This is a genomic window from Polaribacter staleyi, assembly GCF_038024045.1.
Taxonomy (GTDB): domain Bacteria; phylum Bacteroidota; class Bacteroidia; order Flavobacteriales; family Flavobacteriaceae; genus Polaribacter; species Polaribacter butkevichii.
In genome coordinates this window covers 3376702-3400502 of the sequence record NZ_CP150665.1, presented here as the reverse complement: position 1 = coordinate 3400502, position 23801 = coordinate 3376702, and the positions used below count along the sequence as shown (strand labels likewise).

The window sequence follows — 23801 nt, the reverse complement described above, 5'->3', positions numbered from 1 at the left end:
TTTTTTTTGTTAATCTATCTTTCTTTTTTGAAACCAATTTGTATCTGTCAAAGATAAACTTAATCTAAAATTAAAATAATTTTCTTTAATTAAATTATTAGAAGTTGTTCCTCTTTTACCAAATTCAAACCCCATATTTACAGAGGATAATTGTTTCAATGGTAAACCTAAACCAAAAGATATGCCAAAGTCGTCTACTGAAGAAAAATTGTTATAAGGAGCAGAACCATCCACTAACAATCCAGTCTTCTCTAAACGAACACCAGCTCTATAAGTAACCCTTTGCCAATAACTAGAAATTGAATTAATTTTAGGAAGATAATACCCTCCTAAAGAAACTCTATTTGATTTACCATATCTATATGCATTATTCGATGTATTTAAAAAGCCAGAAGTTTCTATTGCTTCTTGGTTTTCGTATTCTAAACCGACATACCATTTATCAACTTTTCCTAGACCTGCACCTAAAATTGTTTTTAAAGGTAATTTATATTTTCCATTAATTTCAGATTGAGAAATTGTATCTCTCCCAAACTCCGAACCAGAACTTGTAAAACTAAGAGAATAAAGATAATCATCTCCTGTTACATCTAAATCGTTACCCATCTTTAAAGTAGCTCCACCACTTAAGATAAGTTTATTTTTAAGTGTTTTTTTATACTGAGCTCCAAGTTTTACAGACCCTCCTCTAACAATCGTAGCTTCCTTATACTTTGTTGCTAAAGACACACCTACTCTTTGAGAAGTAATACTATTATCAATAGTACCAAATTTATAATCAGCCTCAATACCTATAGATAATTCTTTATATACTTTTATACCAAAACTACCATAAACTCTACTTACACCTCCATCTCCAGAAAAAAGAGTTAGTTCAGAAACTTCTCCGCTAGTATCTAATCTAGAATTAGACAGTGAGTACCCCACAGATGATACAGGTTGTACCCCAAAGCCCATACCTGCTTTAGAACCTATAGGAAATGCCAACGTAAAATAACTTAAACTAGTAGAGTTAGAAATCTGCTTCTCACCTTCATTGTCTATGGTTAATCTGTTATTTAACATTCCAAAAGAATACGTAGTATACCTTAAGTTAGCATAAGCTGCAGGATTTGTAAAGTTTAAATATTTATAGTGGCTATATGCAACGCCAATACCTCCCATTGCACTTTGTTCTACAGTAACAGGCTTAAATTCATCTCCAATACCAAAAAAAGAGTAAGGTGAAGAATTTGTTCTTTGAGCTGTTAAAGCTAAAGAAGTTATAAGTAGAAAAACTAATAAGATGTTTCTAATCATTTGTCTATATTAAATATCAATATTTCATTTAATCCTTGAAGAAGAAAATTTTGATTGGCAAATATGCTACTTTTTAATTTCTTTGACAAGAAATTTGTGTCTCCACCTGTTAAAACCACTGTTAAATCGATGTATTTTGTTTTATATTGATTGATTACACCATCAATTTCTTGAATTACACCATTTACAACACCAGAATTCATACTTTCTTTTGTGTTTCCTCCAATAAAAGAAGTTACTTCTTCTTTTTCCAATAAGGGTAGGTTTGCTGTAAAGTGATTTAAGGAATTAAACCTCATTTGTATTCCTGGAGATATTGCTCCTCCCAAATACTGGGCCTTGTCATTAACAAAATCGAAAGTAATACAAGTTCCAGCATCAATAACTAATACATTTTTATTCGGAAATTGTTTTACTGCTCCAGTTACTAAAGCAATTCTATCTACTCCTAAAGTTTTTGGAGTTTTATATAAATTGATAAACGGAACTTTAGAAAAGCTAGAAACAACCTGAAAACTAATAATTGCTTTCAACTCTTCTATTATTTTATCTGACACTGATCCTACGTTAGAAATTATCCCATTAGAAATTATATTTTTTTTTAAAATTTTTTTTATTTCTGAAATAATTTTACTCTTATCAAAAATATACAAATCAATCAGTTTATCTCCCTCAAAAACAGCAGATTTAACCCTAGTATTACCTATATCAATTGTTATGTTCATTATTCAAATTTAAATATTTTTTAAAAAAAAATGCATTTTTTTTTGTTTTTTGTTTGGAGAAGTCAAAAAAGGTTGTATATTTGCAGCCGCTAAGGCACGGTACCTTAGCTCAGTTGGTAGAGCAAAGGACTGAAAATCCTTGTGTCCCTGGTTCGATTCCTGGAGGTACCACTTAAAAACCCTTTAAACGTAACGTTTATAGGGTTTTTTCTTTTTGAACGAATAAAATCCCAAATATTAAAACACAGAGGTAATAACAAATAACTTTACTTATAAAATAAACCTGTATTAAATAATATTTTGAGATATAAAAATAAATCTAAAAGACTTTATCCACTAAATTATATTAATTGATGAACCAATAGATTAATTTACAAAAAAGAAGACTAAAGCAGATTTAATCTTCTCATTAGCTCGCTTTTATTAGATCGACTAATAGGAATAACACTTTTTTGAATAAGAACACTATTATCTTCAATATCTACAATCTCAGAAACATTAATCACAAAAGATCTGTGTATCCTAAGAAATAACGAAGAAGGTAACTTATCCTCTATTTTCTTTAATGTAGAATGTACTATATAATTTTTACTTGCAGTTTTTATACTAATATAATCACCTTTTGCTTCAACAAAATAAATATCCGGAATATTAATTTTAACTAATCTTCTATCTACACTTACGTATATAAAATCAGAATTATCATTTAATATATTTGATCTCTCAGAAGCAATTCTAGCTTGTTTTAAACCAGATAATTTAAGTAATGCCTTATCAAATCTTTCTTTTGCAATTGGCTTCACTAGATAATCTACTACACATTCAAACTCAAATGCTTGTAAAGCAAAATCCTTATCCGAAGTAGTTAAAATTACTTTCGGTGGAGATTTTAAGGTTTCCATAAAGTCAAAACCCGAAAATGTAGGCATATGTATATCTAAAAAAATTAAATCTACATTATTAGAGTTAAGATATTTCATTGCCTCTATAGCAGAACTAAACTCCTCAATTACAGAAACTTCATTAGAACTACCACATAATTTTTTAATTATTAGTCTCGCTGCAGAATCATCATCTATCACTATACAAATCATACTATTTCTAAAAATTATTAGACCAATAAATATACATGAATTTTGTTTAAAATCTTTATAAAATCTCCATATAGTTTTGTATCTCCTACTTTTAAATCTTTTTCAAATCTCGAAGCAAATTCTAAGCCTTCTTTTAAACCTAAAATACTAATTTTGTGCTTTATTTTGTGCACATTATTTGCTGCTTCTAAATAATTTCTTTGCTCAAAATTTTTATTAAAAAGTAAATGCTCTTCAGGGAATTCCTTCTTCAAAACTTTCAGCATACTTTCTTCAAATTCTAGATCTCCTCCAGAAAGCTCTTTTACATAATTTAAATTTGGAGTTTCCATATATTAATATCGTTTTATAAAATAGAATTACTAATCAATAAGTTCGTTGCGTTTCCAATAGTTTAACAATGATTTTACTTTTTTAAAATATTTAGTATAATCTACAGGCTTTGTAAAATAACCAGAAACACCAAAATCATAACATTTTTTTAGTTCAGTATCATCTTCTGAATTAGACATGATAATAACAGGAATATGCTTAAACACAATGGTTGTCTTTAGCACCTTTAAAAGCTCTAAACCACACATTTTAGGCATATGTAAATCTAAAATAATAATATTAAATGTGTTTTCTGAACTATTCAAAATATTTAAAGCTTGCTCCCCATTTATTGCCTCTATAATAGAACAAGGAAAATGAATATCTTTACATACTTTTTTAAATTTCATTCTTTCTAATTCATCATCATCAATAAGTAAAATGGAAAGGGATTTCATATATTTTTTTTAATTGACACAAAAGTGGTGTAAAAAAATACTAAAAAAAAAATTGTTAGTTTATCTGTTTCAAAAACTCGTTAAATGGTAAATTTTTAATGTTCGGCTTACTTTCTAAACGTGTACTTGCCTATCTATTTGTTTATTTAAAGATGTAAATGTATCAAACCTAACAACTCCTTTTATTTCTTTTATTTTAGTTTCTAAAACCCTCATTAAATCTTCATTATCTTTACATATTACTTTAATAAAAATTGTAAAATCACCTGTTGTATAATGGCATTCTACTACCTCAGAAACTTCTTTAAGTCTTTTTATTATTGATGATAAAACAGCAGTGTTTTCTAAAAATAAACCTACAAAAGCAATGGTATTATATCCCAATGTTTTGGGGTTTATCATCATTTGATAACCATCTATTAATTCTGATTTCTCTAATTTTCTCAATCTTTGATGAATTGCAGCACCAGAAATACCAACATCTCTTGCAATACTTAAAATAGGGGTTCTAGCATCTCTTATTAAGCTTCTAATAATTTTTTTATCTATTCCGTCTATTTTCATCTTTCAATCTTTAACGATAAAGATAAAAAAAAATAGAGAACACAAATTGCGTTCTCTATTTTTCTATTAAATTTAATCTAAATTTTTATTTTTTATTTCATTTCGAAATCTTCCATAAACTTAGTTGTATAATTTCCTGCAACATAATCTGGATGATCCATTAATTGTCTATGGAAAGGAATTGTTGTTTTAACCCCCTCTATCACAAACTCATCTAATGCACGCTTCATTTTATTAATTGCCTCTTCTCTTGTTTGAGCTGTAGTAATTAATTTAGCAATCATAGAATCGTAATTTGGCGGAATCATATAACCGGCATACACATGGGTATCAATTCTTACTCCGTGACCTCCTGGTGCATGAAAGGTTGAAATCTTTCCTGGTGCAGGTCTAAAATTATTATAAGGATCTTCTGCATTAATTCTACATTCTATAGAGTGCATTTGAGGAAAATAATTTTTTCCTGAAATCGGTACACCTGCAGCCACTAAAATCTGTTCTCTAATTAAATCGTAGTTTACTACTTCCTCAGTAATAGGATGTTCTACTTGTATACGAGTATTCATTTCCATAAAAAAGAAATTTCTATGCTTGTCTACTAAGAACTCTACAGTTCCAGCACCTTCGTACTTTATAAATTCTGCTGCTTTAACAGCTGCAGTTCCCATCTTTTTTCTTAAAGCATCAGTCATAAAAGGAGAAGGAGTTTCCTCCGTTAATTTTTGATGACGACGTTGTACAGAACAATCTCTTTCTGATAAATGACAGGCTTTCCCGTAAGAATCTCCAACAATCTGAATTTCTATATGTCTTGGCTCTTCAATAAGCTTTTCCATATACATATCATCATTACCAAAAGCAGCTTTAGATTCATGTCTAGCAGAATCCCAAGCATCTCTTAAATCTTCTGCTTTCCAAACAGCACGCATTCCTTTACCTCCACCTCCGGCAGAAGCTTTTAACATTACTGGATACCCTGTTTCAATTGCAATTTTTTCACAATCTTCAAAGTCTACAATAACACCTTCGCTTCCTGGTACACAAGGTACACCAGCAGCTATCATAGTAGATTTAGCATTCGCCTTGTCTCCCATTTGATCGATCATATCTCCTGTTGCTCCAATAAATTTAATATTATGCTCTTCACATAATCTTGAAAATTTAGCGTTTTCTGATAAAAATCCATAACCTGGATGAATTGCATCTGCATTGGTAATTTCTGCAGCAGCAATAATGTTAGACATTTTTAAATATGATTCTGAACTTGAAGGAGGACCAATACAAACTGCTTCATCTGCAAATCTAACGTGCAAACTTTCTGCATCTGCAGTAGAATATACTGCAACAGTTTTAATGCCCATTTCTTTACAGGTTCTTATAACACGTAGTGCTATCTCACCTCTATTGGCAATTAATATTTTTTTAAACATAAAGTCTTAAATTTTCAATATTCAAAAAACAAATTCTAAAATATTTTTTTTCTATAGAACCTGTAAATTAAAAATTATGATTTATACTATGATGGATCTACTAAAAATAATGGTTGATCAAATTCTACAGGAGAAGAATCATCAACTAATATTTTAACGATTTTACCTGAAATTTCAGATTCTATCTCATTAAATAATTTCATTGCTTCAATAACACAAACCGTATCACCAACAGAAATTTCAGCTCCTACTTCTACAAAATTAGGTTTATCAGGAGATGGTTTTCTATAAAAGGTACCAATAATAGGAGACTTTACAGTAATATATTTAGAGTTTTCAGTTTCTGCTTGTGGTGCCGCCGCTTCTGTAGATACAACAGGTTGAGCAGCAACAGGAGCTGCAACTTGAGGCACACCAGCCATAGGAGCTGCTTGCACAATTGTTGTTTCTGTTTTACCAGAACCAGTTCTAATTGTAATTTTTACATCTTCCATCTCTAACTTTACCTCGCTAGCGCCAGATTTAGCTACAAATTTTATAAGATTTTGAATTTCTTTAATATCCATACTCATAATTATTTAGTTGTTGTATTTATGAATTATATGCCCATTTTACGTAAGCTGCTCCCCAAGTGAAACCGCCACCAAATGCCGCAAAAATTAAGTTATCTCCTTTTTTTAATTGACTTTCATAATCTGCCAATAAAAGTGGTAAGGTTGCAGATGTAGTGTTTCCGTAATTCTGAATATTCATCATCACTTTTTCTGATGGTACACCTACTCTTTTGGCAGTTGCTTCAATAATTCTTTTATTAGCTTGATGTGCAGCTAACCATTGGATATCTTTTTCTGTAAGATTATTTCTGGTTAACATGCGTTCTGCAACATCTGCCATACTAGAAACTGCATATTTAAAAACCGTTTTTCCTTCTTGATATACAAAATGTTTATTTTGTGCTACCGTTTCTGGGGTTGTTGGCATTAAAGACCCGCCTGCCTCTATTCTTAAAAAGTCTCTACCAATACCATCACTTCTTAAATATTCATCTTGCAAACCTAAGCCTTCATAATTTGGTTCAAATAAAGCAGCACCCGCTCCATCACCAAAAATAATACAAGTTGCTCTGTCATTATAATCTATAATTGAAGACATTTTATCGGCTCCAATTAATAATACTTTTTTATATCTACCAGATTCTATATAAGCTGCTGCCGTAGACATACCAAATAAAAAGCTAGAACACGCTGCTTGTAAATCGTAACCAAAAGCATTGGTTGCTCCTATTTCTGATGCAACATAGGCTGCTGTTGAAGCAATTGGTAAATCTGGTGTGGCTGTACCTACTATTATTAAATCTATTTCTTCAGGGCTAATGTTTGATTTTTGTAACAATTCTTCTGCGGCTTTTATAGCCATATATGAAGTACCTAAACCTTCTCCTTTTAAAACTCTTCTTTCTTTGATGCCTGTTCTAGTGGTTATCCATTCATCATTAGTTTCTACCATGGTTTCTAACTCTTTATTAGTCAGAACATATTCAGGAACATACTTCCCTACTGCTGTAATTGCTGCAGTGATTTTTGTCATATTTTTAGTTGTTTTCCATGTGGTTAGGAAAATCAAAAGTAGTGAAATTTATTTCACTTTTTCAAGTAATAATTGTCAAAAGAGACAATTTCTACTTGAAAAACGCAAAAAAACCCTCAATTAATGAGGGTTTTTAGAAAAACTTTTGATTTTTTTATGCTTCTATTGCAGATGCAGATTCTAATACTACTTGTCCTCTGTAGTATAATTTACCTTCGTGCCAATGAGCTCTGTGATATAAATGCGACTCTCCTGTTGTTGGATCTGTTGCTATTTGCTGAGAAGCTGCTTTATAATGCGTTCTCCTTTTGTCTCTTCTGGTTTTAGATATCTTTCTTTTAGGATGTGCCATTTTATGTCTTTTTTTCTGTTATTAAATTCTTTAATTTATCCCACCTTGGGTCTGTTTCTTCAACAGTCTTTACTTCTTTTATTTCTAATTCTCTTAACTTATCTAATGCTTCAGAATCCATGGTTCCGTCTAACACTTTTGGATGAACTCTTTTATTAGGAACTGATAATACTATTAGTTCATATATATATTGAGCAACATTAAATTCATACGCTTCGTGAGGCAAAATTAAAATCTCCTCATTATCATCATTAAATTCTGGCCCAAAATTTACCACTAAAGGTAAAACAGCTTTAACGTCTTGTTTATAAAGTTCATTAGAAACATCGCAAGGCACCTCTACATATCCATTTGCAGTAAATGTTAACTCGAACAATGTACTTTTCTTTATAAAATTTAATGTTATTTTAACAGACGAACTTTCAAATTCATCATAATTAAAAACTTTAAAGAACGTGTTATCAATTTCGTATTCAAACAAATGAATTCCTTCTTTTAATCCTACAAACGGTATGTTGAATTCCTTTAAGTATTTCATTTCCAAATATCAATTGAGCGTGCAAAGATATAAAAATTTATTATTTTACACTCTTTTCTGTCAAAAGTTTTTTACTTTACTAAAAGAGGGTTTTTTGAAAGCTCTTTATATTCTTTTCTTGTCTTATAAATTTGAATTCCAGTAAACAAAGCTTCTTTAAAAGAAGAAGGGTTTGCTACGTTTTTTCCAGCAATATCAAAGCCTGTACCATGATCGGGAGAAGTTCTAACTTCACTTAATCCTGCAGTAAAATTAACACCATTACCAAAAGACAATGCTTTAAAAGGCGCTAACCCTTGATCGTGATAAGTTGCTAAAACACCATCAAATTGCTTATAAGTTTCAGATCCAAAAAATCCATCGGCAGCATAAGGGCCAAAAACTAACTTACCAGATGCCTTAATTTCATCTATAGTAGGTTTTATTATTTCATCATCTTCTACACCAATAACTCCTTTATCTCCACAATGAGGATTTAAAGACAATACAGCAATTTTAGGTTTATTAATTCCAAAATCTTGCACTAAAGAAGTATACATTGTAGCTACTTTTTCTTTAATTAACGCTGGTGTAACAGCTTCTGCTACTTTTGAAATAGGAATATGACCTGTTATTAAACCAATCCTTAAGGCATCAGTCATTAAAATCATTAAACTTTTACCATCAAGCTTATCTTCTAAATATTCTGTATGTCCAGGAAAATTAAAAGTATCCGATTGTATGGTTTCCTTATTAATAGGTGCAGTTAATAAAACATCTATTGTTTTATCTTTCAAATGAGCAACGGCTATTTCTAATGATTTGGCCGCATATTCACCAGATTCTTTTGTAGCTTTTCCTAATTCTACAGCTACATCCTCTTTCCAAATATTTAAAACATTAATTTTATTATGATTCAACTGACTTAATGAAGTTATTCCGTGAACTGGAGTTTCAGATTTTAAAACTTTTTTATGATAAGAAACTACTTTTGTGCTTCCAAAAAGAACTGGAGTGCAAAAATCTAACATCCTTTTATCTTGAAAAGTTTTTAGAATTACCTCTAAACCTATTCCATTTAAATCCCCTATTGAAATACCAACTATAATTTTATCAGATTTATTCATAGTAACTCTTCTATTATTCCTATTTTTGAATACTACAAAAGTAACTAAATTTTACAAATATGTTTACCGGAATAATAGAAACACTTGGCACAATTACAAACATCACCAAAGAACAAGATAATATTCATTTAACTATAAGTAGTAATTTTACAAATGAATTAAAAATAGATCAAAGCGTTGCGCACAATGGCGTTTGTTTAACCGTTGTTGCAATAGACAACAACACTTACACTGTTACCGCTATTAAAGAAACTTTAAATAAAACTAGTATTGGCAATTTAGTTGAAAAAGATCTAGTGAATTTAGAACGCGGAATGAAATTAGGAGACCGTTTAGATGGTCATATTGTACAAGGTCATGTAGACCAAACAGCTACTTGCACAGCTATTAAAAATGAAAACGGAAGCACGGTTTACACTTTCGAGTATGACTCATCAAACAAAAACATTACAATAGAAAAAGGCTCTATTACTGTAAACGGAGTAAGTTTAACAGTTGTAAATTCTAAGCAAAATGAGTTTAGCGTTGCGATTATTCCGTATACAAAAGAAAACACAAACTTTAAATTTCTTAAACTTAATGATTGTGTTAATTTAGAATTTGATGTTATTGGAAAATACGTTAGTAGATTAACTAATTCTTAATCTTCTTTTTCACCCCGTACAAAACACCAGAAACGATTAAAAAAACTAGACCTCCATCAATAGGAAACCCAGGTGGATACGGCACTGGAGGTTCCGAAGGTGCAGGTGCAGCTCCCTGTCCAACAATTATACCCGTAATTACTAGCATTATAAATAACGCAAAATATCTTTTGTTTTTCATTCTATATCCCCCCAGATTAAAATTTTATTATTAATAGTCTTATCATTTAACAAATATAAAAAACTTTTAATAACAAAAGCAATAAAAAAAACTAAAGTGGTCCCACTTGGGCTCGAACCAAGGACCCTCTGATTATGAGTCAGATGCTCTAACCAACTGAGCTATGGGACCGACTAATTTGGCTGCAAATGTAATACTTATTTTGAATAATTTATATTTTTTTTGAAAAAAATTTACACAGATCTATTCATTAGCCAAAGTCCGAAATTTTTTAGCCCTTTTTTGCTTTCTTCTGAGACATTCATAGCCGCTAAAGTTTTAAAAGATTTCTCTGTATAAACTTTAATTTGTTCCTTTATCAAAGCTGGAATATTACTTTGTTCAAAAATTTGAGTTACTTCACTAATTTTAACCGAATTATCTTTTGATTTTTGATTATAAAGTAGATGCAATTTACCTCTATCTTCTTCCTCCGCAACCTCTAATGATTTTAAATACAAATACGTTTTCTTATTCTCTATAATATCTCCACCTATTTGCTTTCCAAAAGTTTTGGGATCTCCAAAAGTATCTAAATAATCATCTTGTAATTGAAACGCAATCCCTAAATTTAAACCAAATTCATAAATTAAATTTGCATTTTCATCACTAGTTTCTGCCACAATTGCCCCCATCTTTAATGCAGCAGCAACCAATACAGATGTTTTTAACCGAATCATATTAATATATTCATCTATAGTTACATCATTTCTAGTTTCAAAATCTACATCTAATTGCTGCCCATCACAGACCTCTAAAGCCGTTTTACTAAATAACTTTGCCAATTTCTGAAAAACAACAGGTTCGTAGTTTTCAAAATATTGATATGCTAAAATTAACATTGCGTCTCCCGAAAGAATACCCGTATTAATATCCCATTTTTCATGAACAGTAACTTTACCCCTTCTAAGAGGAGCATCATCCATAATATCATCATGAATTAAAGTGAAATTATGAAAAACCTCAACTGCCAAAGCCGCTGGCATTGCTTTCTCGTAAGTTCCAGAAAAAATATCTGCGGCCATAAGTGTTAAAACAGGTCGCATTCTCTTACCCCCTAATTTTATAATATAATCTATAGGTTCGTATAGATTTTTAGGTTCATTAACCCACTTTTTAGATTCTAAATAGTTAATAAAATCTTTCTGATAATGTAAAATGTCCAAATCTGTAATTTTTTGTAAAAATAACGTAAAGAAATTTTACTTTATAATTCCAATGTTAAAAAATAATTAAAACTTTGGAAACTTATTTGGTTTCTAAAGTTTCCGTTCGTACATTTGCACTCGAATTATGAGAGACAAAATATTAGAAAAATCGAACGAACTCTTCTTAAACCTAGGCTTTAAGAGTGTTACTATGGATGAAATTGCCAGTTCTTTAGGTGTATCAAAAAAAACCATTTACAAGTACTTTAAGAATAAAACAGAACTTATAGACGCTGTTGCTTTGCATATATTTAATAGTATTTGTTGTGGTATTGATGGTATTTGCGAGTTAAACCTAAACCCTATTAACGAACTTTTTTCTATAAAAAGATTAATTTTAGAGAATTTAAAGGACGAAAAATCTTCACCTCAGTATCAACTTCAAAAGTATTACCCTAAAATATACGCTTCCTTAAAACAGAAACAGTTTCACGTGATGCAAGATTGCGTAATAGAAAACTTAAAAAAAGGGATTGAAAATAAACTATATAGAGATACTATAGATTTAGAGTTTATTTCTAGAATTTACTTTAACGGAATGATAGGTATAAAAGATAAAGATTTGTTTCCATTAACAAAATACTCTATGAATACATTAATGAACTACTATTTAGAATACCATTTACGAGGAATTTGTACAGAAAAAGGAATACAACAATTAGAAAACCAATTAAAACTGAAATAATAACCACATGAAAAACTTAATTCTAGCATGTATAAGCACTTGCTTTTTCTTGATAACCAACGCTCAAGAAAAAACAATGGAATTATCGCTAAATGAAGCGATAAACTTTGCTCTTAAAAATAGCTACAACACAAAAGCATCTAAAAATGATATTACATCTGCAAGCAAAAAAGTTTGGGAAACAACCGCAACTGGTTTACCTCAAATTAGCGGAACCATCGATTATACCAATTGGTTAAAACAACAAGTTTCTTTGTTGCCGGCAGAATTAGTTGGCGGAACTCCAGGTACTTTTGAACCAGTAACTTTTAGCCCTAAACAAAACACAAGCGCCTCTGTAACATTAAAACAGTTATTATTTGACGGCTCTTATTTAGTTGGGTTACAAGCCTCTAAAACCTATTTAAAAATTTCTAAACAAGCAAATGAAAAAACAGAACTCTTAACCAGAGAAGCTGTTATTAACGCCTACGGAAATGTATTAGTGGCAGAAAATAGTATCTTAATTTTTAATGGAAATATTAAAATTTTAGAAAAGAACCTACACGATGCTAAAAAAATCTATGAAAATGGATTTAACGAAGAGGAAGATGTTGAACAGTTAGAAATTACATTAGGAAATCTAAAAAGTCAACTAAATAGCGTTATAAGAATGAAAGACATTGCTTATAAAATGTTAAATCTTTCTTTGGGTAGCCCTATTGAAACAAAACTTATACTAACAGACAACTTAGATTCTTTAGCGGAGAAAAACATTAACTTAGGCTTAATTGCTGATGAATTTAATGTAAATGACCATATAGACTTTAAAATTGCAGAAAACGACAGAGAGTCTAAACGATTACTTGTAAAGTTAGAAAAAAGCAAAGCGTTACCAACTTTATCCGCTTATGTAAACTACGGAGCACAAGCCTACTCAAGTGATTTTTCATTCTTTAAAAAAGAACAAAACTGGTTTAATTCTTCTTTACTTGGTGTTAGTTTAAACATCCCTATTTTTAGTAGTTTACAAAGAAGTTCTAGAACAGCACAAGCAAAAATAGCTTTAGAAACAGCAGATATTAGATTAGAAGAAACCAAACAACGTTTAAATTTATTGGCTGAAACAGCAAAAAGCGACTACCAATTAACTATAGAAAACTATGCAACAGCAAAGAAAAACGTTGGTTTAGCAGAAAGAATAGAAAAAAAACAACGTATTAAGTTCTTTGAAGGAATTTCTTCTAGTTTCGATTTACTACAAGCTCAGAACCAATTATACACGCAACAACAAAACTACATTCAATCTATGTTAGATGTTATTGCTAAAAAAGCAACATTAGAAAACGCATTAAACCTACCAATTAAATAATAACCAAACGATGAGAAAAATATATTCATTATTAGTAATAACACTTGTTTTAATTTCTTGTGGAGAGGAAAAAACAACTTCCGTGGCAGATTTAGTTGCTACAGGCAATTTAAAAGAATTAACCGCTAAAAAGAAAGAAATTACAGCAGAAATAGAAGCTATAAATACAGATTTAGAAGCTATAAACGAGGCTATTTCTAAAAAAGACACCATAAAAAAACTTCCTTTAATTACTACAATAAAGGTAAAAGAAGAAATTTTTAACCATTATTTAGAAATTCAAGGAAATGTAAAAACAAAACAAAACATTTTAATTTACCCAGAAATGGCAGGTATTTTAAAAACAGTTTATGTTAAAGAAGGACAAAAAGTTTCTAAAGGACAATTATTAGCAACAATAGATGATGGAGGTTTAGGCAATCAAGTAGCACAATTAGAAGCAACTACACAATTGGCAAAAACTACTTTTGAGCGTCAAAAAAGTTTGTGGGAGCAGAAAATAGGTTCAGAAATTCAGTTTCTTCAAGCAAAAACAAATTACGAAGCTCAAAGAAACTCTTTAAAACAACTTAAAAGTCAACAATCTAAATCATCTATTAGAGCGCCATTTTCTGGCGTTATAGATGATGTCATAAAAGAAACAGGAACTGTTATTGCTCCTGGTCAAGGATCTGAAGTTTTTAGAATCGTAAACCTCAACAACATGTATGTAGAGGCAGAAGTACCAGAAAGATACATTACAAGTATTCAAAAAAATAAAGAAGTAAAAATAGAATTCCCAGTACTTGGCACAAGCTTAAATAGCTCTATTAGACAAGTTGGTAGTTTTATCAACCCTAATAATAGATCTTTTAAAATTGAAGTTCCGGTTGCTAATAAAAGCGGAAATGTAAAACCAAATTTAACCGCTAAACTTCAAATTAATGATTATACAGATGCTAAAGCTATTTTAATACCGCAAAGTATTATTTCTGAAAACGCTAATGGAGAACAATTTGTGTATGCAATCAAAGATAAAAATTCTGATAACGAAGCAATCGCAGAAAGAGTAGTTATTAAGACAGGAAAAACACAAGGAAATTTTATTGAAGTATTAGAAAACTTAACCGTTGGTTCAGAAATTATTAAAGAAGGTGCACGTAGTGTAAACAACGGACAGACTGTAAAAGTTATCAATAAATAAAAACACTAGAGATGACAAAACAAAAAAAACAAGTAGATAAAGAATTTAAGTTATCTGCTTGGGCAATTCATAATAAAACAACCATTTACGTATTAATGGCTGTGCTATTTTTCTACGGAATTACAGCTTATTTAAGCATGGCCCGAGAAAATTTTCCGGAGGTTAAGGAAACTAAAATATACATTAGTACTATTTACCCAGGAAACACCGCAGAAGATATAGAAAAATTAATTACAGACCCTCTAGAGGATGAAGTGAAAACTATAAGTAATGTTGTAGAAGTTACTTCAACGTCTCAAGAAGACTACTCGATGGTGGTTGTTGAGTTTGATGAAAACATTTCAGTAGAACTTGCTAAACAAAAAATTAAAGACGAAATAGCTACAGAAACAGCTAGTGAAGATTGGCCTACTTTTAACGGAGCTAAAATAGAACCTAATGTTTTTGATTTAAGTTTATCGGAAGAAATTGCCATTTTAAACATTAATATTTCTGGTGATTATCCTGTGTATAAACTAAAGGAATTTGGTGAATATTTACAAGATGAAATAGAAGATTTAGCCGAAATTAAAAAAGTTGATATTCGTGGTGCTCAAGAAAAAGAAGTTGAAGTTGCCGTAGATATCTATAAAATGATGGCTGCAAAAGTTAGTTTTAATGATATTACTTCTGCCATTAGCAACGGAAACGTAACCATGTCTGCCGGTAATTTTATTACAAGCGGACAAAGAAGAACGGTTAGAATTATTGGTGAAATTGAAAAACCTGCTGCTTTAGAAGATTTTGTAATAAAATCTGAATTTAACAATCCTATTTATTTAAAAGACGTAGCCACTGTTGCTTTTAAAGACAAAGACAAAACTACTTTTGCCAGAGAAAGAGGTAAAGAGGTTGTTATGCTCGATGTTAAAAAAAGAGCGGGTAAAAACATGGTAGCGGCATCAGAACAAATTCAAGTAATTGTTGCCGAAGCTATTGAAAATTATTTTCCAAAAGATTTAAAAGTAACAATTACCAACGATCAATCTTCTAAAACCATTGGACAAGTAGATGATTTAGTAAACAATATTATTTTTGGAGTAATCTTAGTAGTTACTGTCTTAATGTTTTTCTTAGGATTTAAAAACGCTGTATTTGTTGGGTTTGCAATACCAATGTCTATGTTTATGTCTTTAATGATCTTAAACTTATTAGGCTACACCATGAATACCATGATTCTTTTTGGGTTAATTATGGGACTAGGAATGCTGGTAGACAACGGAATTGTAGTGGTAGAAAACGTATATCGTTTAATGGATGAAGAAGGAATGGGCAGAATTGAAGCTGCCAAAAAAGGGATTAGCGAAATTGCATATCCTATTATTATTTCTACCGCAACCACTGTTGCTGCTTTTATTCCGCTTGGTCTTTGGCCTGGGGTTATGGGAGATTTTATGGTGTTATTACCAATTACTTTATCTACCGTTTTAGGTTCATCATTATTAGTAGCAATATTCTTTAACTCTGTATTGGTTTCTCAATTTATGAGTGTAGAAGATGTAGATATGCCAATTAAAAAAATAGCCATTCTTACAGGTATAATGACTTTTGTAGGAATTATAGTTTTACTAATAGGAGGCACATACAGTGCGCTTGGTTCTTTAATGATTTTTACCGCAATTATGCTTTGGGTATATCGTTTATTTTTAAGAGGATGGGCTAATAGTTTTCAAAACAAAGTATTACCAATATTAGAAGGTTGGTACGAAAACAGTTTAAGAAAAGCCTTAACAGGTAAAAGACCTTACTTTTTAGTAATTGGAACCACCATTTTATTATTCGCTTCTTTTATGGCCTTCGGATGGTCTTTAAAAACACAAAGAACCAAAGTAGAATTTTTCCCGGATAATAAACCAAATCAAATTATTGTTTATATAGAATATCCTGAAGGAACAGATATTCAAAAAACAAATGAGATTACCAAACTAATTGAAGCAAAAGTAGAAACCGTTTTATATAGTGATGAATATATGGATGGCGACTATAACTTTATGGTAGAAAGTTTAGTTTCTCAGGTTGGTGAAGGCGCAGGAAACCCTCAAACAGATGGAGGTTCTGCGGCAGAAATGCCACACAAAGGAAAAGTAACGGCTTCTATGAGAGAATACAAATATAGAAGAGGTTTAGATAGTGAATTAATGCGTCAGAAATTACAAACTGCTTTGGTTGGTATTTATCCTGGAGTTTTAATTTCTGTAGAAAAAGATGCAAATGGACCACCTGTTGGATCTCCTATAAATATTGAAATTGAAGGTGATGATTACGCAGAGTTAATTCATACAGCTCAAAGAATGCGAGATTTTATCAACACAAAAAGTATTGCTGGTATAGATGAATTAAAGATTGATGTAAACAGAGACAAACCAGGAATGGAAGTTTTAGTGGATAGAAAAAAAGCCGGTGAGTTAGGCGTTTCTACAGGTCAAGTTGGCTCTCAATTAAGAGCTTCTATTTTTGGAAACAAAGCAGGTGTTTATAAAGAAGATGGAGACGATTATGATATTTATGTTCGTTTTAATAAAGCAGACAGATATAACACAAGCGCATTATTTAATCAGAACATTATCTTTAGAGACATGGCTTCTGGTAAAATAAAAGAAATTCCGGTTTCTACCGTAGCAACACAAAAAAACAATTCTGGATTTAGTGCTATTAAACACAAAGACATTAAAAGAGTAGTTACTGTTTATTCTGCATTAGCTCCAGGAGAAACAGATGCTGCAGCCGTAGTTGGTAAAATTCAAAATGAGATGAAAGATTTTAAGAATTTACCAAAAGGAATTAAAATTGATTATACAGGTCAAATTGAAGAACAAAACAAACAAATGTTATTCTTAGTGGGTGCATTTTTTACAGGTTTGGCATTAATTTTCTTTATTTTAATTTTTCAATTTAATTCGGTTTCTAAACCCGGAATTATAATGATTGCTATTTTCTTAAGCTTTATTGGGGTTTTTGGAGGAATTGTTATTTCTGGAAGTTCTTTTGTGATTATGATGACCATGATGGGAATTATTTCGCTGGCAGGAATTGTGGTAAACAACGGAGTTGTACTTTTAGATTATGCACAATTATTAATTGACAGAAAAAAAGGAGAATTAGGTTTAGATCATGAAGATTATTTAGACAAAGAAACCTTGTTCGAAGCCATAGTAAGAGCTGGTGGAGCACGTTTAAGACCCGTTTTATTAACTGCAATTACCACTATTTTAGGTTTAATTCCGTTAGCTATTGGTTTAAACATAAACTTCTTTAGTTTATTTACAGAATACAACCCTCATATTTATTTTGGAGGAGACAATGTTGCTTTCTGGGGGCCCTTAGCATGGACCGTTATTTACGGTTTATTAATAGCTACCTTTTTAACCTTAATTGTAGTACCTGTTTTATTTTACTTAATTACATTATTTAAAATGTGGCTAAAGAGTAAAATATCTCCTAAAAAACTAATTACAGAAGAGGTGTTTAATAACGATCAAAGAATCGATGAGAAAAACCAAATCTAAGTTTTAAACCTATATTTTTATAATAAAAGAGATGAAATTTATATAATTTCATCTCTTTTTGTATTTTTAAACCAATGATAAAAAAGAAGTCTTTTACGGTTGATGAAATAAAACGTAAGTTAGAAAACTACTGCGTTTACCAAGATAGAAGCCACAAAGAAGTGGAGCAAAAAATGTATGAATACAATTTAATTCCGGAGGCTAAAGAAATGATTCTTTTAAGCTTAATGAAAGATAATTTTTTAAATGAAGAACGTTTTGCTAAAAGTTTTGCCCGTGGAAAATTTAGAATTAAATCTTGGGGAAAACAACGTATTGTTAGAGAATTAAAGTTTAGAGACATTTCTGCATACAACATAAAAACAGCTTTAAAAGAAATTGACGAAGATGAGTATTTAAAAACTATTTATAGAATTACAGAGAATAGAAATGAGGTAATTTCTGAAACTGATAACTACAAGAGAAAGAAAAAGCTAATTGATTTTTTAATGCGAAAAGGATTTGAAAATGAGTTGATTTTTAAAGTAGTTGCCGAAGTAGTTTCTTAATATTCTATTGGTTTAAAGTAATTTCTAAAAGCCAGCAAACAAATCTAGCCCTGATAGAGCGGCATGTTTGAGCTCTTTTTTAGGTTATTTCGAGTGAATTTTGAAGAATGAAAAATTTGTATCGAGAATAAACTAAAAAAAGCGAGTAGCGAAAGCAGGAAATAGCTTCTAATACTACTTATTAAACCTAGTTAAAAATATAGAATCACTTTTTTTCTTTGCTTTAATCACCGCCTGAACATTATTATTAGGTATTTCTACAGATAAAACATAGTGTTTAATTTTCCAAGTATTCTGCTTCTTCTCTAAAACACCAGAACCTCTGCAAGTTCCCATCCAAGTATCTAACAATTCATCAAACCATACAAAATTTCTTTGCTCACTTACGTAAACATTTCTTTCTAGAGGTTTAAAAGACCAAGCTTTACCTTTGTCAAAAAAAGGTTTACTAAAACTTGCAAATTGCATTTTATTCCAATTTTCTGTAGCATCTGTCCCTATAAAAACAGAAACACTATCCATTGCACCAAAATAACCTTTGTAATCTGCATCCGAAGCTGCCTTATGCCAATTATCTAATAAGGTTTTTACATCCGTTTTTATGGCTGATATGCTTTGAGTTGTTGTAATTTGTTTTGTTTGACTACAGCCAAAAAAAGAAATAATCACCACTAAAAGGAAGAAGATATTTTTCATTTCTACTCTCTTGTTATTGGTTTAATTTCATGAAGTAAATCGCTATTTAGTTCACTCTTTTTTAAGTTGTTCTCTTTCCTTTTTAGATTGATAGATTTCTTAGAAATGCTATCTATTTTTGTAGAATCTATTCCAATATAATCGATTTCGATATCTATGGCATCTTCAAAAGACTTTTTAGCTAGTATGCTGTTTATTTTTTCATTTACTGATGAAAAAGCAGCTATTGTTTTATCTATTTGCAAATTAACTTCCTCTGATGTAATAGCAGGTATAAAAGTTAAATCAGCCAAACGAAGTACTTCATTATGTAAAACATTTATTCTTGTTTCAAAAGGCTTATTGTTAAAAAGTGCAGGTTTTACACTATCTTTTAAGCTTACAACCAAATCTCTTAATTCTAAAGCATTACTTAAAGCCTCATTAGGTGAAACTTTTTCGAATTTTTTTATAAACGAGTTTACCGATTTTAATTCTTGCCAATTTTCTACTTCTTTTTTATAAGTAGGTTTTACATTTACCAAAGCAACATGTTGTTTTGCAATACTGAGCTTAGGTATTTCTTGAACTGTTTTAATCGTTTCTTTCTTATCATTTCCGCAAGAAAATAAAAACACAAACAGTAATAAGTATATTAATTGTTTCACGACCATATATAATAAGTTGTAAAAATACACATTTTAAGAGCATCTATTGTCTATTTAAGAAAATTGTAACAACAGGGCTATTTATGGAGTTTAAATTATTAAATAATTATTTTAAGTAATTTATTTTACGAATAACAAAATTAAGTACCTTTGTTATTATTAAAATCACATTTATAGGTATGAGTGAAATAATTTTGGTTTTAGGAGCTAGTGGTCAAATAGGAAATGAATTGACACAGAAACTCCGCCTTTTATATGGCAACAATAATGTAATTGCTTCTGACATTAGAGAAGGCAATAAAAAAATGATGACTTCTGGTCCATTTGAAATTATTGATGCTACTGACAAAGAAACAATACTTGCAACCATAAAACAACACAAAGTTACCCAGGTTTATTTATTAGCTGCCATGTTATCTGCAACTGCAGAACAAAACCCACAAAAAGCATGGGACTTAAATATGAACTCATTATTAGCTGTTTTAGATTTAGCTAAAGAAAAACATATTAAACAAGTATATTGGCCAAGTTCTATTGCCGTTTTTGGACCGAATACACCAAAAATCAACACACCACAAAATACAGTAATGCAGCCTTCTACAGTTTACGGAATTAGTAAAGTTAGTGGCGAATTTTGGTGTAATTATTACCACGAAAAATTTGGTGTAGATGTTAGAAGTTTACGTTATCCGGGTATTATTTCTTGGAACTCTAAACCTGGTGGAGGAACAACAGATTATGCAGTAGACATTTATTTTAACGCTATAGAAAAAGGATCTTACCAATGTTTTTTAGCTAAAAACACACGCCTACCAATGATGTATATGGAGGATGCTGTTAATGCAACCATACAATTAATGCAAACGGATGCTAAAAATATAAAAAATAGAACGGGTTATAATTTAGCGGCTATGAGTTTTACACCAGAAGAAATTGCATCAGAAATAAAAAAACACATTCCTGAATTTAAAATTTCTTATCAACCAGATTTTAGACAGCAAATTGCAGATAGTTGGCCAGCATCTATAGATGATTCTGAAGCAAGAGCCGATTGGAATTGGCAGCACAAATTTAATTTATCTACAATGACAAAAGATATTCTTACCAACTTACAAAAAGAACTACTTTAAAATAATTTGTAAGGTGCCTCTATTTTTTCGTCTATATAAATGATTAAAAAGTCACGTACTTTGTAACAAAGGTTGCAGTATAATTTAATCAATACAAATACCTTTGCATAAAATATTAGGAGATGAAAAATATTATTAAAAAAAGTTTAGAAAACGCATTATCATATCAAGAATTTAGAGCTTTAGTAAGCAATTTATTAGCAGAAGGAAAAGCTACAGGTCATAATCAATCTGAAGATTTAACAAATTATAGTATGTTAAACGACAGAAGAATGAAACGACTAGATAAAACCATAAAAATTTCTGAGAACACAATTGCAGAAATACAAGAAGTAAAAGAACCACAAACATGGTTGGTTATTGCTGAAGGATGGTGTGGAGATGCTGCACAAAACCTACCTGTAATTGCTAAAATTGCAGAAGCAAACAAACTAATTGATTTAAAATTGGTTTTAAGAGATGATAACGAAGATTTAATGAACTTATTTTTAACCAATGGCGGTAAAGCAATTCCTAAATTAATTGCTTTAGATAAAGAGCATAACGTAATTGATACTTGGGGGCCAAGACCAACTGTTGCCACACAAATGGTGGCCGATTACAAAGCAAAACACGGTGCATTAGACGCTGATTTTAAACAAGATCTACAAGTTTGGTATAATAAAAACAAAGGACAAAGCGTACAAGATGACTTTATAAAACTTTTTAAAAAGTCTTTTGCAACAGAACTCTAATTAAAAATCAAAAATAGTTTTAAAACCGCAAATTAATAAATTGATTTGCGGTTTTTCTTTTCTGTATATTTGCATCGAAAATTATATAAAAATGTTTGTAGATTATTCCATAATTACTGAAGATGCTAAAGTTTGGGTGTACCCTTCTAGCAGAAAATTTTATCCTAATGAAATTGAAGGAATAGAAAATAAAGTAAAAACCTTTATTGAAAGCTGGAAATCTGATGACGAAAATTTTAAAGCGTCCTACAAATTTCTATACAACAGATTTATTGTTCTTTTTGCTGATGATGAAAATTCTACTTTATCAAATGCAGATATTGACGCATCTGTTTCTTTTATTTTAGGGCTACAACAAGAATACGAAGTAGAATTATTAGACAAAATGAATGCTTGTTTTAAACAAGGAGAATTTGTACAATATAAAGAACTAAAAGACTTTAAAAAGCTACTTAAAAACAAAGCTGTAACAGCAAAAAGCATCATTTTTGATAATTTAATTACCACAAAAGTAGACTTTGAAAACAATTGGGAAATCCCTATTGAAGAAAGCTGGTACAACAGATACTTATAAAATTTTACTTTTCTAAAATTTCTGCAATATTAGGTTTAAAATAATTAGGTCCCTTTAATACTTTGCCATCTTCTCTGTAAATAGGTTTACCATCTTCACCTAATTTACTCATATTACTGCGTTGTATTTCATTAAAGACTTCTTCTATTTTATCTTGCATACCGTGCTCTATAATAGTACCACATAAAATATACAACATATCACCTAAGGCATCTGCCACCTCCACCAAATCGTTATTTTCTGCAGCTTCTAAATATTCTTCATTTTCTTCTTTCATTAAATCAAAGCGAAGTTTTTTTCTATCTTTTCCAATATTAACAATTGGTTCTTGATTCATGTTTAATTTAAAAGCGGTGTGAAATTCAGTTACTGCTGCTATTTTATTCTTCATTATTTATAGAGGTGTTTGTATTTATTTGTTTTTTAACTAAAGATTTATAATTTACCAATACTAGAAGTTAGTGCAAAAACGATGTTGTTCTTCTTTTAATTTGTAATTTTGTCAAATAAAAATTAAGTTATTTTAGTTAGACAATATATAGAAACTTTCTGATAAAATAAAAGCTTCTTTTCTGCTATTAAATCAAAACTTATAAAAAATTTAAAGGATGTTTTTAGGTGCATATTTTACAACAGGAAGAATTATTTTTATGATTTTCTTTATCATTTCTTTTATTGCTTTAATGGTTTACAGCTACAGAAAAGATATTAAAAATCATGAACGTTATTATAAAGGTGCAGGCAAAAAAGTACTACTTTATGGAGGTCTTATAATTGCTATCTTTATCGCTATTAGAATCTTATTTGGTCAATAAAACACCACCTTACAGTTGTATAATTTAATTGCTTTTTAAAAAAAAATTAACATTTTAAAAAAAATAATCCGAATTTAAAATATTTTTATTTACTTTTATAAATATATAAATAATCATTTAACCCCCACAAGAATGATGTCCCCCAATAAAAGTAAATACAAAACACTTGTATTATATTCCGTATCTCTTCTATTATTATTTCTCCTATTTTATTTATTATTCAATAAATTTGCAATAGCAGATCCAGAAAAACAAAAAGGTAATTCTATTACCCAAAACAACACTCCACACAAAAATCTTGACCTAGATCTACTTGTTTACAACTCAAATTTAGTTGTAAACAATTTTCAGTTTAC

27 protein-coding genes and 2 tRNA genes are annotated in these 23801 nt (G+C 30.2%); 11 read left to right on the top strand and 18 right to left on the bottom strand.

Annotated features, from left to right (window positions below):
- Positions 1 to 9 precede the first annotated feature (9 nt).
- The gene (locus tag WHD07_RS14095; RefSeq protein ID WP_343328919.1) at positions 10 to 1299 is read right to left on the bottom strand and encodes a hypothetical protein; all 1290 of its coding nucleotides are present in this window, start codon (positions 1297 to 1299) and stop codon (positions 10 to 12) included.
- Positions 1296 to 2024 (bottom strand): type III pantothenate kinase, encoded by a 729-nt coding sequence (locus WHD07_RS14090; protein ID WP_343328918.1) that lies wholly within the window; start codon positions 2022 to 2024, stop codon positions 1296 to 1298. Before WHD07_RS14090 ends, WHD07_RS14095 begins: the two co-directional genes overlap by 4 nt.
- 98 nt (positions 2025 to 2122) lie before the next feature.
- Here WHD07_RS14090 and WHD07_RS14085 point away from each other — a divergent pair.
- Positions 2123 to 2195: transfer RNA gene (locus WHD07_RS14085), tRNA-Phe, on the top strand.
- 215 nt (positions 2196 to 2410) lie between these two features.
- Here WHD07_RS14085 and WHD07_RS14080 read toward each other — a convergent pair.
- The 10 genes from WHD07_RS14080 to pdxA form a co-directional block, all read right to left on the bottom strand.
- On the bottom strand, positions 2411 to 3118 hold the full coding sequence (locus WHD07_RS14080) for a LytTR family DNA-binding domain-containing protein (protein WP_343328917.1): 708 nt from the start codon (positions 3116 to 3118) through the stop codon (positions 2411 to 2413).
- Positions 3119 to 3135: 17 nt separating this feature from the next.
- Complete coding sequence (locus WHD07_RS14075; RefSeq protein ID WP_343328916.1) at positions 3136 to 3450, bottom strand: Hpt domain-containing protein; 315 nt, start codon at positions 3448 to 3450, stop codon at positions 3136 to 3138.
- A 30-nt stretch (positions 3451 to 3480) separates the two neighbouring features.
- On the bottom strand, positions 3481 to 3888 hold the full coding sequence (locus tag WHD07_RS14070; RefSeq protein WP_343328915.1) for a response regulator: 408 nt from the start codon (positions 3886 to 3888) through the stop codon (positions 3481 to 3483).
- A 114-nt stretch (positions 3889 to 4002) separates the two neighbouring features.
- Positions 4003 to 4452: an Lrp/AsnC family transcriptional regulator gene (locus WHD07_RS14065; protein ID WP_343328914.1), complete on the bottom strand. Its 450-nt coding sequence runs from the start codon at positions 4450 to 4452 to the stop codon at positions 4003 to 4005.
- Positions 4453 to 4544: 92 nt separating this feature from the next.
- A complete protein-coding gene (gene accC / locus WHD07_RS14060; protein WP_343328913.1) occupies positions 4545 to 5882 on the bottom strand; it encodes an acetyl-CoA carboxylase biotin carboxylase subunit in 1338 nt (445 codons plus the stop codon).
- Positions 5883 to 5968: 86 nt separating this feature from the next.
- Positions 5969 to 6448: an acetyl-CoA carboxylase biotin carboxyl carrier protein gene (gene accB / locus WHD07_RS14055; protein ID WP_343328912.1), complete on the bottom strand. Its 480-nt coding sequence runs from the start codon at positions 6446 to 6448 to the stop codon at positions 5969 to 5971.
- Positions 6449 to 6473: 25 nt separating this feature from the next.
- Complete coding sequence (locus WHD07_RS14050) at positions 6474 to 7469, bottom strand: beta-ketoacyl-ACP synthase III (protein ID WP_343328911.1); 996 nt, start codon at positions 7467 to 7469, stop codon at positions 6474 to 6476.
- Between the two features lie 154 nt (positions 7470 to 7623).
- Positions 7624 to 7821 carry a 50S ribosomal protein L32 gene (gene rpmF, locus WHD07_RS14045; RefSeq protein WP_068448735.1) on the bottom strand — a complete coding sequence of 66 codons (198 nt, stop codon included), beginning with the start codon at positions 7819 to 7821 and terminating at the stop codon, positions 7624 to 7626.
- 1 nt (position 7822) lies between these two features.
- Positions 7823 to 8359, bottom strand: coding sequence for a DUF177 domain-containing protein (locus tag WHD07_RS14040; protein WP_343328910.1), 537 nt, complete (start codon positions 8357 to 8359; stop codon positions 7823 to 7825).
- A 71-nt stretch (positions 8360 to 8430) separates the two neighbouring features.
- Positions 8431 to 9465, bottom strand: coding sequence for a 4-hydroxythreonine-4-phosphate dehydrogenase PdxA (pdxA, locus tag WHD07_RS14035; protein ID WP_343328909.1), 1035 nt, complete (start codon positions 9463 to 9465; stop codon positions 8431 to 8433).
- Between the two features lie 59 nt (positions 9466 to 9524).
- Between pdxA and WHD07_RS14030 the strand changes: the two genes are divergently transcribed.
- Positions 9525 to 10109, top strand: a complete 585-nt coding sequence (locus WHD07_RS14030; protein ID WP_343328908.1) for a riboflavin synthase — start codon at positions 9525 to 9527, stop codon at positions 10107 to 10109.
- Here the strand turns inward: WHD07_RS14030 and WHD07_RS14025 are convergent.
- From WHD07_RS14025 to WHD07_RS14015, 3 genes are all read right to left on the bottom strand, one after another.
- Positions 10099 to 10290: a PID-CTERM protein-sorting domain-containing protein gene (locus tag WHD07_RS14025; RefSeq protein ID WP_343328907.1), complete on the bottom strand. Its 192-nt coding sequence runs from the start codon at positions 10288 to 10290 to the stop codon at positions 10099 to 10101. The genes WHD07_RS14030 and WHD07_RS14025 overlap by 11 nt on opposite strands.
- Positions 10291 to 10387: 97 nt before the next feature.
- Positions 10388 to 10461 (bottom strand) — tRNA-Ile (locus WHD07_RS14020).
- A gap of 62 nt (positions 10462 to 10523) precedes the next feature.
- Positions 10524 to 11495 carry a polyprenyl synthetase family protein gene (locus WHD07_RS14015; RefSeq protein ID WP_343328906.1) on the bottom strand — a complete coding sequence of 324 codons (972 nt, stop codon included), beginning with the start codon at positions 11493 to 11495 and terminating at the stop codon, positions 10524 to 10526.
- A 127-nt stretch (positions 11496 to 11622) separates the two neighbouring features.
- Here WHD07_RS14015 and WHD07_RS14010 point away from each other — a divergent pair, with 127 nt between their 5' ends.
- The 5 genes from WHD07_RS14010 to WHD07_RS13990 all read left to right on the top strand — a co-directional run bounded on the left by WHD07_RS14010 (position 11623) and on the right by WHD07_RS13990 (position 18849).
- Positions 11623 to 12222, top strand: a complete 600-nt coding sequence (locus WHD07_RS14010; protein ID WP_105047512.1) for a TetR/AcrR family transcriptional regulator — start codon at positions 11623 to 11625, stop codon at positions 12220 to 12222.
- A gap of 7 nt (positions 12223 to 12229) precedes the next feature.
- Positions 12230 to 13573 carry a TolC family protein gene (locus WHD07_RS14005; RefSeq protein ID WP_422897641.1) on the top strand — a complete coding sequence of 448 codons (1344 nt, stop codon included), beginning with the start codon at positions 12230 to 12232 and terminating at the stop codon, positions 13571 to 13573.
- 10 nt (positions 13574 to 13583) lie between these two features.
- Entirely contained in the window at positions 13584 to 14756 is a 1173-nt protein-coding gene (locus tag WHD07_RS14000; protein WP_343328904.1) for an efflux RND transporter periplasmic adaptor subunit, read from the top strand.
- 11 nt (positions 14757 to 14767) lie between these two features.
- The gene (locus tag WHD07_RS13995; RefSeq protein WP_343328903.1) at positions 14768 to 18301 is read left to right on the top strand and encodes an efflux RND transporter permease subunit; all 3534 of its coding nucleotides are present in this window, start codon (positions 14768 to 14770) and stop codon (positions 18299 to 18301) included.
- Between the two features lie 74 nt (positions 18302 to 18375).
- Positions 18376 to 18849 carry a regulatory protein RecX gene (locus WHD07_RS13990; RefSeq protein ID WP_245893450.1) on the top strand — a complete coding sequence of 158 codons (474 nt, stop codon included), beginning with the start codon at positions 18376 to 18378 and terminating at the stop codon, positions 18847 to 18849.
- A 174-nt stretch (positions 18850 to 19023) separates the two neighbouring features.
- Here WHD07_RS13990 and WHD07_RS13985 read toward each other — a convergent pair whose 3' ends face one another.
- Together WHD07_RS13985 and WHD07_RS13980 are read right to left on the bottom strand one after the other, a co-directional pair.
- Positions 19024 to 19545, bottom strand: coding sequence for a nuclear transport factor 2 family protein (locus WHD07_RS13985; RefSeq protein ID WP_343328902.1), 522 nt, complete (start codon positions 19543 to 19545; stop codon positions 19024 to 19026).
- Between the two features lie 2 nt (positions 19546 to 19547).
- Positions 19548 to 20192 carry a hypothetical protein gene (locus tag WHD07_RS13980; protein ID WP_343328901.1) on the bottom strand — a complete coding sequence of 215 codons (645 nt, stop codon included), beginning with the start codon at positions 20190 to 20192 and terminating at the stop codon, positions 19548 to 19550.
- Between the two features lie 179 nt (positions 20193 to 20371).
- Here WHD07_RS13980 and WHD07_RS13975 point away from each other — a divergent pair, with 179 nt between their 5' ends.
- From WHD07_RS13975 to WHD07_RS13965, 3 genes are all read left to right on the top strand, one after another.
- Positions 20372 to 21322 (top strand): NAD-dependent epimerase/dehydratase family protein, encoded by a 951-nt coding sequence (locus tag WHD07_RS13975; RefSeq protein ID WP_343328900.1) that lies wholly within the window; start codon positions 20372 to 20374, stop codon positions 21320 to 21322.
- 122 nt (positions 21323 to 21444) lie between these two features.
- Positions 21445 to 22056: a thioredoxin family protein gene (locus tag WHD07_RS13970; RefSeq protein WP_343328899.1), complete on the top strand. Its 612-nt coding sequence runs from the start codon at positions 21445 to 21447 to the stop codon at positions 22054 to 22056.
- Positions 22057 to 22147: 91 nt separating this feature from the next.
- A complete protein-coding gene (locus tag WHD07_RS13965; protein WP_105047503.1) occupies positions 22148 to 22630 on the top strand; it encodes an ABC transporter ATPase in 483 nt (160 codons plus the stop codon).
- Positions 22631 to 22634: 4 nt separating this feature from the next.
- Here WHD07_RS13965 and WHD07_RS13960 read toward each other — a convergent pair whose 3' ends face one another.
- Positions 22635 to 23021: a nucleoside triphosphate pyrophosphohydrolase family protein gene (locus WHD07_RS13960; protein ID WP_343328898.1), complete on the bottom strand. Its 387-nt coding sequence runs from the start codon at positions 23019 to 23021 to the stop codon at positions 22635 to 22637.
- A 217-nt stretch (positions 23022 to 23238) separates the two neighbouring features.
- On the opposite strand from WHD07_RS13960, the gene WHD07_RS13955 reads away from it, so the two are divergent.
- Positions 23239 to 23445 carry a hypothetical protein gene (locus tag WHD07_RS13955; RefSeq protein ID WP_343328897.1) on the top strand — a complete coding sequence of 69 codons (207 nt, stop codon included), beginning with the start codon at positions 23239 to 23241 and terminating at the stop codon, positions 23443 to 23445.
- The last annotated feature ends 356 nt before the right edge of the window (positions 23446 to 23801 follow it).